The organism is Streptomyces sp. NPDC079167, assembly GCF_040686735.1.
Classification (GTDB): Bacteria; Actinomycetota; Actinomycetes; order Streptomycetales; family Streptomycetaceae; genus Streptomyces.
In genome coordinates this window covers 333638-345183 of sequence record NZ_JBFBLO010000005.1, presented here as the reverse complement: position 1 = coordinate 345183, position 11546 = coordinate 333638, and the positions used below count along the sequence as shown (strand labels likewise).

The following is an 11546-nucleotide window of genomic DNA, read 5'->3' as shown; positions in this document are numbered from 1 at the left end:
CGCGGGGCGCCCTCCCCCAGAGCCCGGCGGGTCCGGAACGCACATCGGTGGCGCACCGCGATGCGGCACGCCACCGGTGAGTCCGTCGGTGCTGTGGTCAGTCGTTGTCGACCTGCTCGTCCGTGATCGTGCCCTTGGCCGCGTCCACGTCGAAGGTCGTCTTCTTCCAGTCCTTGGAGACCACGTCGACCTGCCAGACCAGAACATTGCTGTCGTTCTCGTCGAGAGCGATCGAGGTGACCTTGCCGGGCTTCTTGTCCGTGGCGACCTTGGCGGCCTGCTGGGGCGTCTGCGTCGCCTTGGAGAGCTGGTCGGCCAGCTCCTGCTTGTCGGAGGCGCTCTGATCGGCGTCCGGCGCGGAATCGATGACGGCTCCGGACACCGCGTCGATGGTCACGTTGTGGGCGGTGCCGTCCTCCTCCACGACCTCCGCGACCCACTTCGGGCTGGCGGCGCTGCCGCTCGGGCTCGGGCTGCCGCTGGGACTGGGGCTGCCGGTCCCGCCCGGGCTGGCGCTGCCTTCGGGACTCGGGCTGGTGCCTCCGGTCGGGCTGCCGGTCGGGCTCGGGCTGCCGGTCGCGTCGTCGTCGTCCTCGTCGTCGACACCCTCAAGGTCCAGATCGGTCAGCTTGCCACCGGACACCTCACCGACGGCCGTCGTTGCGGCCTTGTCGAAGGTGACCTTGACGGTCGACAGCAGTTCCTTGCGCTCGGCCTGGTCCTGGGTCAACTGGGCCGTCTCGGAGGGACTCCCCGAAACGCTCCCGGAAGGGCTGGTCGTCTGGTTCGGAAGGACCTTCGCGGCCTCGGAGGTCGCCGCGGCGGTCTCGTCGCCGCTGTCCTGACCACAGCCGGTCACGAGGGTGGCGGCAAGAGCGGCGGCGCACAGGGCGCCGCCGGTGACGCGGAGCCGGCGGGTGCGCGGGGAAACGGTCTTGTTTCGGCGGGGCTCAAATCTCATGCTTGCATGCCTAGCCGTCGGCGCCGACAGTCATGTTGTCCGACCGCTGGGTGTCACCCGATCGACGGCGCCGTCCGCCCATTCGGCGTGTCGTGCGAGCCCCTGCCGGTGGTTTCCGGGCAGACGAACGGCGCCGGTCCCACGGAACCGGCGCCGTTCCCGCGGGCGCTGTGCGGCGTCAGGCGGTCAGCTGGACCTGGGCCGGCCCGGGTGCGGGGCCCAGCGATCCCGCCGTCGGGACGGCGCGCAACTGGGCCGCCGCGGCAGCCAGCGCGTCGGGCACGGTCCTGGTTCCGGTGGTGACGCAGAGGGTGTAGGAGACGTCCTCGAGTCGACGGCTGCTCTCGGAAGTGCCCAGCCGCGCATGGGAGCTTCGCAGTGTCTCGTAGCGCTTGACGAGATTCCGCAGCGTTGCGGGATTGGCCATCAGCACGGCAGTTCCTCTCCACAGGGCGGCCGGGAGCCCGTGGGCCCCGCGCCGACGAAGTCCGATCGCGCCGGCGGTACCGCCTGGCGTCACGGGCGGCCGTGCGAAGCTGACAGCACGCGTCCGGTCCCTTGCAGATGATGGTCGCCCCGCCTCACCCTTTCCGCATCCGCAGTCACGGAGGGTCAGCCGTGCGTGCTCCCGGAGCGCCGTGAGCTCCGGTGCGAAACAATGGAGATGACGGGCGAGCGGCTGCTGCCGGGCCCGGTCAGGAGGTGGGTCATGGATTACCCGGAGAGTTACGAGCTCATATTCCAGGCGGGCGGCGCCGAGGACGACGTGGTCGTCGTCCGCCTCACGGACCGTTACGGCGCGGGTGGCTATCCGGTCTACGCCGATGAGACCGGCATCGTGCGTGCCGAGATCAGCGAGCGCGGCGAGGTGCGCATGCAGGCGAGCGGCGGCCATCAGGTCCTGGGGGCGCCACTGCTGGCCCGGCCGCTGAGCCCGCGACCCGCCGCCCACGGCACCGGCTGAGGAGTGCAGGAGCGCCGCATCGCTGTTTCATGAGTCCGTTCATGCCCACTCTTCGCCCGAATGTGTTTACTTTCCCGAGGTGCGACCGTAGTCTGCCGGTGAAACAACAGACTCGGGCATGAAACGGAAACGTAACCACATGTACGCACCGGAGCGGCAGCAAGAAATTCTCCGCATCGCCGGCCAGAGCGGGCGCGTCGATGTGCTGTCCCTGGCCGAGGAGTTCCAGGTGACGGCGGAGACGATCCGGCGTGACCTCAGGACGCTCGACCGGGCGGGGCTCCTCCGCCGGGTGCACGGCGGCGCGATTCCTGCCGGGCGGCTCGGCTTCGAGCCGGATCTCGCCGAGCGCGACACCGTGGCGGCGGACGAGAAGGACCGCATCGCCGCCGCGGCCCTGGGCGAACTGCCGGCCGAGGGCAACATCATCATCGATGCCGGGACGACGACGGTCAGGCTGGCCGGCGCCGTCCCCCTCGACTCGTGCCTCACGGTGGTCACCCATGCCCTGCCCGTGGCCGCTCGTCTCTCCGACCACCCGGAGATCGCGCTGCACCTGGTCGGCGGCAGGGTGCGGCACCGCACCCGCGCGGCCGTCGACGCCTGGGCGCTGAGCGCGTACGCCGAGATCAACGCCGATGTCGTCTTCCTGGCCACCAACGGCTTCTCGCCCGACGGCGGCCTGACCACTCCTGATCTGGCCGAGGCCGCCGTGAAGCGTGCCGTGATCGCCGCGGCCCGCAGAGTGGTGCTCCTCGCCGACTCGGGCAAGTCCGGGCAGCAGCACTTCGCACGCTTCGGCGATCTCTCCCACGTCGACCTGCTGATCACGGACACGGGGCTGAGCCCCGAGGACGCCCGGGCCATCGAGAGCCGGGGCACGGAAGTGGTACGCGCATGATCCTGACCGTCACTCCCAATCCGAGCCTCGACCGCACGTACGAACTCCCCGGGCTCACCCGTGGCGCCGTCCTCCGGGCCACCGCGGACCGGGTCGATCCCGGCGGCAAGGGCGTCAACGTCTCCCGCGCGGTCGCCGCCGCCGGGCACCGTACGGTGGCTGTCGCACCGCTGGGCGGCCCCGAGGGAGCGCTGCTGGCCCGGCTGCTCGGAGAGCACGGCATCGAGTCCGCGGGGGTGCCGATCGCCGGCAGCACCCGCGTCAACGTCACCCTCGTCGAACCCGACGGCACGCTGACCAAGGTGAACGCGGCAGGCCCCGAGCTCGCCCCCGCCGAGGCCGAGCGCCTGCTGGAGACCGTCCGGACCCGGTCGGCGGGCGCGGACTGGATCGCCTGCTGCGGAAGTCTGCCGCGCGGACTGCCGCCCCGGTGGTACGCCGAACTGGTCGCCCGCAGCCACCGGGCCGGGGTGCGGATCGCGCTCGACACCTCCGGCGCCGCGCTCGTCGCCGCGTTGGGCGAGCGGCCGGACGTGATCAAGCCGAACGTCCAGGAACTCGCCGAGGCCGTGGGCCGTCCGCTCGCGACGGTCGGTGACGCGCTGAAGGCGGCGCAGGAGCTGTGCGAGCTCGGCGCACGTTCGGTGCTCGCCAGCCTGGGCGCCGTCGGTCAGCTGCTGGTGGAACCGTCGGGAGCACACTTCGCCGTGGCGCGGGTGGATGCCGTCCGCAGCGACGTCGGCGCGGGGGACGCCTCGCTCGCGGGGTTCCTGTCCGCCGGCGGAACGGGCCGGGCAGCGCTGTCGGCCGCGGTGGCGCACGGCGCCGCGGCCGTGCAGCTGCCCGGAAGCGCCATGCCCACGCCCGCCGACCTCGATCCGTCCGCGGTGGTCACCACCGCGGACATCCCCCTGGACCTGGCTCTCACCCAGCAGGCCGCATGACCGCCCTCGTCCTTGTCCAGACGTACGACGCCCCCGTCCCCCCGCCCCGTCCCCGGGCGGTCCACGAGCAAGGAGCCCCGCGATGAGTGAGCTCATCACCGCGGAACTGGTCGATCTCGATCTTTCCGCCGAGACGAAGAGCGCGGCCGCCCGTTCACTGGCCGGACGGATGGTCGAGGCCGGCCGCGTCACGGACCTCGACGGCTTCCTCGCCGACGTGGCGGCGCGCGAGGCCCAGATGCCGACCGGCCTGGACGGCGGCATCGGCATTCCGCACTGCCGGAGCGAGCACGTCACCGAGCCGACGCTGGCCTTCGGCCGCAGCGCCGGGGGCATCGACTTCGGTGCAGCGGACGGCCCCGCGGATCTCGTCTTCCTGATAGCCGCGCCCGCGGGTGCGGACGACGACCACCTCACCATCCTGTCGAGCCTGGCACGCCGGCTCATGGACCCGGGCTTCACCGGCGCCCTGCGGGCGGAGGGTGATCCCGCCGCCGCGGCGGCCCTGATCCGCGGCGAAGAGGTCCCCGCGGCGGTGGAGGATCCGCAGGACACCGCGGCGGTGGAGGATCCGCAGGACACCGCGGCGGTGGAGGAGACGGCCGAACCCTTCCGCATCGTCGCCGTCACGTCGTGTCCGACCGGGATCGCGCACACCTACATGGCCGCCGAGTCGCTGGAGGCGGCCGCGCGCGCCCAGGGTGTCGTCCTGGACGTCGAGACCCAGGGATCCGCCGGTTTCGAGCGGCTGGATCCGGCGGTGATCGCCGCCGCCGACGCCGTCATCTGGGCGCACGACGTCGACGTACGGGAGAAGGCCCGGTTCGGCGGAAAGCCGGTGGTCGACGCCGGAGTGAAGGCCGGGATCAACCGGCCTTCCGAGCTCATCGCCGAAGCCCGGCGCAAGGCCGGGCGCGGAGAGATCAGCGGGGTCGCCGAAGACCCCGACGAGCCGGGGGCCGGCACGGGCGGTCCAGCGGGGGCGTCCGGTCACTTCGGTGTCCGGCTCCGTACCTATCTGATGTCCGGCGTCAGCTACATGGTGCCGTTCGTCGCCGCCGGGGGGCTGCTCATCGCCCTCTCGTTCGCGATCGGCGGCTACGAGATCGCGAGCGCGAAGTCGGTGGCCGACCACTTCGTCTGGGGCGAGGCGGCCAGCTGGGCCGCCCTGCTGAACCAGATCGGAACCGCGGCCTTCGGCTTCCTGGTCCCGGTGCTGGCGGGGTACATCGCCTACGGGATGGCGGACCGGCCGGCGCTCGTACCAGGATTCGTCGGCGGCGCCATCGCGCTCACCATCGACGCGGGTTTCCTCGGCGGTCTGGTCGCGGGGCTGCTGGCCGGTGCGGCGGTGATGGCGATCCAGCGGGTGAAGGTGCATCCCACGCTGCGCGGCATCATGCCGGTGCTGGTGATCCCCCTGCTGGCGTCGGCCGTGGTCGGCTTCCTGATGTTCATCGTGGTCGGCAAGCCGATCGCCTCCCTCCAGAACGCCCTCACCGACTGGCTGAACGGGCTGTCCGGTTCCAACGCGGTGATCCTCGGCGTGGTTCTCGGTCTGATGATGTGCTTCGACATGGGCGGCCCGCTGAACAAGGTCGCCTACGCCTTCGCGGTCGGCGGGCTGGCCGATCCGACACCCGGCAGTCTCAAGGTCATGGCCGCGGTGATGGCGGCCGGCATGGTGCCTCCACTGGCGATGGCCCTCGCGACGACCGTACGCCGCGGGCTGTTCACCCGGACCGAGCGGGAGAACGGCCGGGCCGCGTGGGTGCTGGGAGCCTCCTTCATCACCGAGGGCGCGATCCCCTTCGCCGCGGCGGACCCCCTGCGGGTCATCCCCTCCGTGATGGCCGGCGGGGCTGTCACGGGCGCGCTGTCCATGGCGTTCGGCTGCACGCTCCGGGCCCCGCACGGCGGTGTCTTCGTCGTGCCGCTCATCGGCGAGCCCCTCCTCTACCTGCTGGCGATCGCCGCCGGCACCGTGGTGTCCACCGCACTGGTCGTCACCCTCAAGGGCATGCGGCGGAGCCCGAAGGCCGCCGCCACGGCCGGCGACGGTTCCGGTGTCGCCGTGGCCGCCTGATCTCCGCCCCTCCCCGAACACCCTCTTCGACCCTGGAGTGAACCCGTGTACCAGCGCACCGTCTCCGTCGGCTCCCGCAGCGGCCTGCACGCCCGCCCCGCCTCGCTCTTCGTCCAGGCGGCCATGCGGCAGCCGGTCCCCGTAACCGTCGCACGCGAGGGCAGCGCCCCGGTCGACGCCCGGAGCATGCTCTCGGTGCTCGCCCTCGCGGCGCAGCACGGTGACGCGCTCGTGCTGTCAGCCGTGGGCGAAAGCGCGCCGGACGCGGTGGAGGAGCTGGCTAGCCTGCTCTCCCAGGACCTCGACCATCAGGACCTCGACAGCAAGGACCGAGCATGACGGAGAGCTGGGACCCGGTTGGTGAAGGCGTGATGGGCCTGCCGTCGGGCCGGCTGGTCCGTGGCCGCGGCCTGAGACGTCCGCTCCCCACGGGACCGGAGCCCACGTTCGCCGTCCATCTCCTGGGCGGTCCTCCTCCCCCGGTGGCCTGGGAGTCCCGGTGGCTGCGCTGGCCCGACTTCCGTCTGCCCTCCGACAGGAGCACGGCGCGCGCGGTGCTCCAGGAGGCGTGGAGCAGGGCGTCGGGCGAGCGGGTCGAGGTCGCCTGCGCGGGCGGCCGCGGACGGACCGGTACGGCTCTGGCCTGCCTGGCCGTACTGGACGGGGTCCCGGCGGAGGAGGCCGTGGCCTTCGTACGCCGGAACTATCACCCCAGGGCGGTGGAGACGCCCTGGCAACGGCGGTATGTGGTGGGCTTCGCGGGAGACTGACCACCTGCCACGCCGGCGGTGCGTGTCACTACACCGTGTGCGGAGCCGGAACCGTGGCTCCGCCGCCGGCGCGTACCGCCTCGACGACGCTCTGGTGGAGGGCCCTGCTCGCCTCCTCGGACGGGCAGGGCACCGGACTGCCGGCCAGTGTGAACCAGTCCGAGGCGCCGCTGTACTGGACGGCGACCTCGGCCTGCTTCTCGGTCCACGTCGTGTGCACGGTCAGATCACCGCTCACGACACCAACCTCTTCGGTGCGCACTCCGCCGGTTCCCGCGAAGACACCGAGGGTGGTCCACGATGCCCAGTTCATGACGCGTCGCCTTTCGGGACAATGACAAGCCTGTCAAGCGGACTTGTCTCGAGTATGGCACCGGGAACCGTCACCCGCACGGGTGTGTCCGTGAGTATCCGACCGGTGACGCCCGGGCGCGGTTCAGGGGTGCATGGAGGCACCCTTGAGGATCTTGTCCACGGCGTTGCGCGGGCCGTACACGGCCAGACCCACCAGATCCATCCCGTCCCCGCGCACCGCCCGGACGGCCGCCCTGTTGGCCTCGTCGTGGCCGGTCGCGAAGAGGTCGGACGTGAACACGGCAAGGGTCACGCCCCGGGTGACCGCCTTGGTGCGCGCGGTCGTCAGGAGCTCCTTGGGCCCGGCGAACACGAGGACCGGCTGCCGGAACATGGGCAGGTAGGGGGTGCCGTCGGCGTCGGCGTACGGTTCCCCGATCACCTCGGGGTCCTGTGTGCCGAGGCCGCTCACCAGGAAAGCGGTGACGTTGAGGCGCTGCCAGGTCTCGAGGTCGTCGCGGAGCAGCACGGCGATCTTGGTGTCGAAGCGTACGGGGGCGTTTACGTCGGTCATGGAAGGAGTCTGCCGAGCCCGGCGGCCGGCCGTCTTGTACGAAGTTTGCACGTCGCCGGGGTTCCGGCACGCTCTTGTACGCTTCGTGCATGGGTGCACGTCCGGAGATCACCGCGTGGCGTCCACGCGTCGAGGGAATCGACGAGGTCTTCCACGCGCACTTCGCCGACCACGCCTATCCCATGCACACGCACGACGCGTGGACGCTGCTCATCGTCGACGAGGGAATGGTCCGCTACGACCTGGACCGCCATGAACACGGGGCTCCCAGCTCGGTGGTGACGCTGCTGCCTCCGCACGTACCGCACAACGGCGACGCGGCGACCCCTGGAGGGTTCCGCAAGCGTGTCCTGTACCTGAACACCGCGCAGATCGACGCGGATCTCGTCGGGCGCGCGGTCGACCGGCCCGTGCTGCGGGATCCGCGGCTGCGCCTGCGGGTCGACCAGCTGCACCGGACGCTCCAGCGCCCCGGGGACGAACTGGAGGCCCAGAGCCGTCTCGCGCTCGTCTCCGAACGGCTCGCCGTGCACCTGCGCGACGAGCCCGTCGCCCCGCAGGTGCACGACAGCCGGATCGCGTACGCCCTCCGGGATCTGCTCGACGGGCACGTCGTGGACGGGCTGACGCTCCGCGAGGCCGGGGAACGTCTGCACGCCCATCACACGCACCTGGTACGCGCCTTCAGCAGGGAGTTCGGCATGGCTCCCCACCAGTACCTGACGGGGCGCCGTGTCGATCTGGCCCGCCGCCTGCTGCTGGGCGGGATGCGCGGGCCGGAGGTCGCGGCCTCGGTGGGCTTCTACGACCAGGCCCACTTCTCCCGGCATTTCAAGCGTGTGGTCGGCACGAGTCCGGGTCACTACGCGCGCACCGGTTCCGCGTCCTACTGACGGCGTTCCAGCGCACCACGGACGAACGCGGCCTGCCCGGCGTGCTGCAGGTCGTCGGCGATGACGCTGATCAGCCGCACCCCGAGGGTCACCGGCGGCGACCAGGCGTCGTCCACCACGCGGTCCAGGGCCCGGCCGTCGAGTCCCCGGACGAAGCCGAGGGTCTGCTCGTGCACGGCGTCGAAGTAGCCGAGGAGGAGGTCACCCGACGCCACCGTCACGGAGCCCACCTGTGCGCTGCTGTGACCGTAGCCGGTCGATCCCTTCTCCAGGGGCAGTTCGAAGCGGGACGCCCAGTCCTTCGCGAACCAGACCTGCTCGGTGCCCGCCGCGTCGGCGACGTGGTCGTCCTGGACGCGCGTGAGGTGCCACACGAGCCAGGCGATGGAGTTCGCTTCGTCGTCGAGCCTGGCGTTGAGGTCCTCGGGAGGGAGGCCCTCGACTGCGGCGTGCACCGCTTCATGGATGCGTTCGAACGCATCGGCGAGAATGCCTGCACTGTTCATACGACCACCATGGCCGCTCCGCGCACGGGGTCCCGACTTCGACACGCGGCCGTCACGGGTGCACGGTGTGCAGCCACTTCGTCAGCAGGGCGTTGACCTCCTCGGGGCGCTCCTGCTGGATCCAGTGTCCGCACCCTTCCAGGATGTGCGAGGAGACCAGGCCCGGAAGCGTCGTCGGGAAGGCGGCGATGGCATCGGCCATCCAGGTCGTGGAGGAGTCCAGGGCGCCCCCGGCGAAGAGGGCCGGGCTCACGAGGCGGGCTCCGTCCCAGGCGGCCAGGTCCTCCCAGTCGCGGTCCACGTTGCGGTAGCGGTTGAGCCCGCCGGTCAGGCCTGTCCTCTCGAACTCCGCGCTGCAGACGTCCAGCTCGCGCTCCGTGAGCCAGGACGGCAGGGCCCCGCCGGTGAAGCGGTCACGCATGGCTGCTCCGGCGGGCACGAAGAAGGGACTGTCCGCACCGGGCGGCGGCATCGTGTCTCCGGAGAGCGAGGTGTAGAAGCCGGCCAGCCAGCCGCGTACATCGGGTTCGATCTCCGCCTCGGCGCGGCCGGGCTGCTGGAAGTAGCTGACGTAGAACTCCTCGGTCCCGCCGATACGGGCGAAGCCGTCGGTGGGCCGCACCGGGTTCCAGGGGGCGTGGGGAACACTGAGCATGCCCACGGCCGTGAACATGTCGGGACGCAAAAGTGCGCTGTCGGCGGCGATGGTCGAGCCCCAGTCGTGGCCGATGACCGTCGCGGTCTCCTCCCCCAGCGCGTGCACGACGCCGACGTTGTCGGCGACGAGGGCCGTCATCCGGTAGGCGTCCACGGGGCCGGGGGCGAAAGAGCGCCCGTAGCCGCGAACGTCGACGGCGACCGCCCGGAAGCCCGCCTCCGCGACGGCGGAGAGCTGGTGGCGCCAGGAGTACGAGGTCTCGGGGAAGCCGTGGATCAGGAGCACCAGGGGGCCTGTTCCCTGTTCCAGGAGATGGATCCGGCCGCCGGGGACGTCCACCAGCCGGTGGAACGCCCCGGGGACGGTGGTGGAAGGCTCGGCGGAGGGTGCGGACTGCGGCATGTGTCTCCTCGGGTTCGCGGTGGCCTGTCGGCACGTCCATCATTCGGCGTCGCGGTACCACCGGCCAAGGGAACTTGCCGATCCGGCAAAGCCGCTGCCCCGTCAGACGAGGAGACGCAGGAGGTGCGCGCAGGCTGCCGCCTCGTCCGGGTGCCGGGCGATCACCTCGTAGGTGCCACGCTCGTAGGCGCCGGTCTCCCACACCCCGTCGGCTGCCTTCCTGAGGAACAGGAAGTCGGGGGGTGTGGGGGCCGGTTCGTGAACGCCTTCGATCCGGTAGTAACCGTCGTCCACGCCTGCCGTGTGGAGGGCGGCGCGCAGTTCGCGGCGTTCCATGGCGGGTGCTACGCGCTCACGGGGGTGAGGTAGGCGTGGTCCAGCAGCCACTTCACGTTGAGGCGCTGGCCCGCGCCCGGATCGAGGAAGACGGCGTCGAGCTTGATCTGCCGGCCTCCGCCGGGCTGCTCGAACCACGGTGCGATGCCGCCCTCCCAGACCCAGAAGGGCTTGGCCACCTTGTAGACGCGGTAGTCACAAGGCACCGCTGCGTCACGGGTGTTGAGATTCTGCGGAGGCAGGGCGCGCTCCTTGTAGGCGTCGCCGGCCGGTGCGAGGTAGGCACCGTACTCCGATCCGAAGCGGTCAAGGCGCTGGCCGGCGCGCAGCTCGGTGGGCTCCTTGTCGACCTCACCGTTGACTTCGGCGAAACCGTCGTTGGGCGGATACTTCCAGCTGCCCGTGTCCGCCGGTCCCTCCCAGTACTTGTTCAGGAAGGCGGAGGGAGAGAGGCCGCCCGTGCGCTTGTAGCCCTTGAGCAGCGGGCCGACGGGTGCCTGCTTGGTGGAGGGCAGCCACTTGGGGCCCAGCCGCGCGTCCCCGAGGAACTCGCCGGTGCAGGGATCGTGGACGGCTGCCGCCGTGCGGTTCTCGTGCGGTGCGGCGTTCGCAACGGGAGCGGCGACCAGGCCGGCGGCGAGGCCGGCTGCGGCAAGTGCGGTGCGGATGCGGTTCATTCGGGGGTCCCCTCGGATGCCGATGAGTGCTCGTCGAGCTCACGTAGGGTAACCGAACGACTCCGTACCGGCGTTGCGCCATGCCGTGCGGTGCCCGGGCCGGGGTTCCGGCCGGGCACCGTCTTCTCAGCGGGCCGTCGCGTCGGGTACGAGACCGTCGTCGGCGAGCCCGCGCAGGACGGCCTCGCCCAGCGCCTGGACCGCGGACATCGGGCGGACCATCACGGTGAACTCGTTGATCCGGCCGTCCTCACCGAACTGGAGGAGGTCGATCCCGTGGATCTCCTTGCCGTCCACCGTGGCCCTGAACAGCAGGATCTCCGAGCGCTCCTGGGGGCCGCCCGCGCTGGTGGATGCCTCGCCCTCGAAGCGCCCGACGTAGTGGAAGTCCTCGAAGGTGCGAAGGAGGACACCGAAGAGGCCGAGCACCATCGGCCTCCCCTCGAAGGGAGTGAACTTCACCGGGCTGAAGAGGCGTACGTCGTCGGTGAACAGCTCCTCCAGTGCCGCGTGGTCCCGCTTCTCGACGGCTGCCCTGAAGCGTTCCGTGGTTTCGGCGGTCATGGACATCACTCCCCGG

16 protein-coding genes are annotated in these 11546 nt (G+C 71.2%); 7 read left to right on the top strand and 9 right to left on the bottom strand.

Annotated elements, in window-relative coordinates; genetic code table 11:
- Positions 1 to 97 precede the first annotated feature (97 nt).
- Positions 98 to 961 carry a PepSY domain-containing protein gene (locus AB0P41_RS13535; RefSeq protein WP_356706902.1) on the bottom strand — a complete coding sequence of 288 codons (864 nt, stop codon included), beginning with the start codon at positions 959 to 961 and terminating at the stop codon, positions 98 to 100.
- A gap of 178 nt (positions 962 to 1139) precedes the next feature.
- Complete coding sequence (locus tag AB0P41_RS13530; protein WP_356706904.1) at positions 1140 to 1394, bottom strand: DUF5133 domain-containing protein; 255 nt, start codon at positions 1392 to 1394, stop codon at positions 1140 to 1142.
- A 276-nt stretch (positions 1395 to 1670) separates the two neighbouring features.
- Here AB0P41_RS13530 and AB0P41_RS13525 point away from each other — a divergent pair, with 276 nt between their 5' ends.
- From AB0P41_RS13525 to AB0P41_RS13500, 6 genes are all read left to right on the top strand, one after another.
- Positions 1671 to 1925: a DUF6296 family protein gene (locus AB0P41_RS13525; RefSeq protein WP_356706906.1), complete on the top strand. Its 255-nt coding sequence runs from the start codon at positions 1671 to 1673 to the stop codon at positions 1923 to 1925.
- Positions 1926 to 2064: 139 nt separating this feature from the next.
- Positions 2065 to 2826, top strand: a complete 762-nt coding sequence (locus AB0P41_RS13520; protein WP_356707267.1) for a DeoR/GlpR family DNA-binding transcription regulator — start codon at positions 2065 to 2067, stop codon at positions 2824 to 2826.
- The gene (gene pfkB, locus AB0P41_RS13515; RefSeq protein ID WP_365931946.1) at positions 2823 to 3770 is read left to right on the top strand and encodes a 1-phosphofructokinase; all 948 of its coding nucleotides are present in this window, start codon (positions 2823 to 2825) and stop codon (positions 3768 to 3770) included. The genes AB0P41_RS13520 and pfkB overlap by 4 nt, the downstream gene beginning before the upstream one ends.
- A gap of 82 nt (positions 3771 to 3852) precedes the next feature.
- A complete protein-coding gene (locus AB0P41_RS13510; RefSeq protein WP_365931944.1) occupies positions 3853 to 5856 on the top strand; it encodes a fructose-specific PTS transporter subunit EIIC in 2004 nt (667 codons plus the stop codon).
- Positions 5857 to 5901: 45 nt separating this feature from the next.
- Positions 5902 to 6195 carry an HPr family phosphocarrier protein gene (locus AB0P41_RS13505; RefSeq protein ID WP_365931942.1) on the top strand — a complete coding sequence of 98 codons (294 nt, stop codon included), beginning with the start codon at positions 5902 to 5904 and terminating at the stop codon, positions 6193 to 6195.
- Positions 6192 to 6626, top strand: coding sequence for a protein-tyrosine phosphatase family protein (locus AB0P41_RS13500; protein WP_365931939.1), 435 nt, complete (start codon positions 6192 to 6194; stop codon positions 6624 to 6626). Before AB0P41_RS13505 ends, AB0P41_RS13500 begins: the two co-directional genes overlap by 4 nt.
- Positions 6627 to 6654: 28 nt before the next feature.
- On the opposite strand, the gene AB0P41_RS13495 is transcribed toward AB0P41_RS13500, so the two are convergent.
- Both AB0P41_RS13495 and AB0P41_RS13490 read right to left on the bottom strand, forming a co-directional pair.
- Positions 6655 to 6939 (bottom strand): hypothetical protein, encoded by a 285-nt coding sequence (locus AB0P41_RS13495; RefSeq protein WP_104791202.1) that lies wholly within the window; start codon positions 6937 to 6939, stop codon positions 6655 to 6657.
- A gap of 123 nt (positions 6940 to 7062) precedes the next feature.
- Entirely contained in the window at positions 7063 to 7494 is a 432-nt protein-coding gene (locus AB0P41_RS13490; protein ID WP_356706916.1) for a DUF2000 domain-containing protein, read from the bottom strand.
- 89 nt (positions 7495 to 7583) lie between these two features.
- Here AB0P41_RS13490 and AB0P41_RS13485 point away from each other — a divergent pair, with 89 nt between their 5' ends.
- Positions 7584 to 8387 (top strand): AraC family transcriptional regulator, encoded by an 804-nt coding sequence (locus AB0P41_RS13485; RefSeq protein ID WP_365931937.1) that lies wholly within the window; start codon positions 7584 to 7586, stop codon positions 8385 to 8387.
- Here the strand turns inward: AB0P41_RS13485 and AB0P41_RS13480 are convergent.
- From AB0P41_RS13480 to AB0P41_RS13460, 5 genes are all read right to left on the bottom strand, one after another.
- Positions 8381 to 8893, bottom strand: coding sequence for a DUF664 domain-containing protein (locus AB0P41_RS13480; RefSeq protein WP_356706919.1), 513 nt, complete (start codon positions 8891 to 8893; stop codon positions 8381 to 8383). The two genes, AB0P41_RS13485 and AB0P41_RS13480, sit on opposite strands and share 7 nt — an antisense overlap.
- 52 nt (positions 8894 to 8945) lie before the next feature.
- On the bottom strand, positions 8946 to 9953 hold the full coding sequence (locus tag AB0P41_RS13475; protein WP_365931935.1) for an alpha/beta hydrolase: 1008 nt from the start codon (positions 9951 to 9953) through the stop codon (positions 8946 to 8948).
- Positions 9954 to 10055: 102 nt separating this feature from the next.
- Positions 10056 to 10289 carry a hypothetical protein gene (locus tag AB0P41_RS13470; protein WP_356706923.1) on the bottom strand — a complete coding sequence of 78 codons (234 nt, stop codon included), beginning with the start codon at positions 10287 to 10289 and terminating at the stop codon, positions 10056 to 10058.
- Between the two features lie 8 nt (positions 10290 to 10297).
- The gene (locus AB0P41_RS13465) at positions 10298 to 10966 is read right to left on the bottom strand and encodes a TNT domain-containing protein (RefSeq protein ID WP_356706925.1); all 669 of its coding nucleotides are present in this window, start codon (positions 10964 to 10966) and stop codon (positions 10298 to 10300) included.
- Positions 10967 to 11092: 126 nt separating this feature from the next.
- A complete protein-coding gene (locus AB0P41_RS13460) occupies positions 11093 to 11530 on the bottom strand; it encodes a nuclear transport factor 2 family protein (protein WP_356706927.1) in 438 nt (145 codons plus the stop codon).
- Positions 11531 to 11546: the final 16 nt, after the last annotated feature.

Bases quoted from the DNA above. Each gene is read 5' to 3' on its own strand.
- AB0P41_RS13535 (WP_356706902.1), bottom strand. From the start codon at position 961: ATGAGATTTGAGCCCCGCCGAAACAAGACCGTTTCCCCGCGCACCCGC.
- AB0P41_RS13525 (WP_356706906.1), top strand. From the start codon at position 1,671: ATGGATTACCCGGAGAGTTACGAGCTCATATTCCAGGCGGGCGGCGCC.
- AB0P41_RS13520 (WP_356707267.1), top strand. From the start codon at position 2,065: ATGTACGCACCGGAGCGGCAGCAAGAAATTCTCCGCATCGCCGGCCAG.
- pfkB (WP_365931946.1), top strand. From the start codon at position 2,823: ATGATCCTGACCGTCACTCCCAATCCGAGCCTCGACCGCACGTACGAA.
- AB0P41_RS13510 (WP_365931944.1), top strand. From the start codon at position 3,853: ATGAGTGAGCTCATCACCGCGGAACTGGTCGATCTCGATCTTTCCGCC.
- AB0P41_RS13500 (WP_365931939.1), top strand. From the start codon at position 6,192: ATGACGGAGAGCTGGGACCCGGTTGGTGAAGGCGTGATGGGCCTGCCG.
- AB0P41_RS13495 (WP_104791202.1), bottom strand. From the start codon at position 6,939: ATGAACTGGGCATCGTGGACCACCCTCGGTGTCTTCGCGGGAACCGGC.
- AB0P41_RS13490 (WP_356706916.1), bottom strand. From the start codon at position 7,494: ATGACCGACGTAAACGCCCCCGTACGCTTCGACACCAAGATCGCCGTG.
- AB0P41_RS13485 (WP_365931937.1), top strand. From the start codon at position 7,584: ATGGGTGCACGTCCGGAGATCACCGCGTGGCGTCCACGCGTCGAGGGA.
- AB0P41_RS13480 (WP_356706919.1), bottom strand. From the start codon at position 8,893: ATGAACAGTGCAGGCATTCTCGCCGATGCGTTCGAACGCATCCATGAA.
- AB0P41_RS13475 (WP_365931935.1), bottom strand. From the start codon at position 9,953: ATGCCGCAGTCCGCACCCTCCGCCGAGCCTTCCACCACCGTCCCCGGG.
- AB0P41_RS13470 (WP_356706923.1), bottom strand. From the start codon at position 10,289: ATGGAACGCCGCGAACTGCGCGCCGCCCTCCACACGGCAGGCGTGGAC.
- AB0P41_RS13465 (WP_356706925.1), bottom strand. From the start codon at position 10,966: ATGAACCGCATCCGCACCGCACTTGCCGCAGCCGGCCTCGCCGCCGGC.
- AB0P41_RS13460 (WP_356706927.1), bottom strand. From the start codon at position 11,530: ATGACCGCCGAAACCACGGAACGCTTCAGGGCAGCCGTCGAGAAGCGG.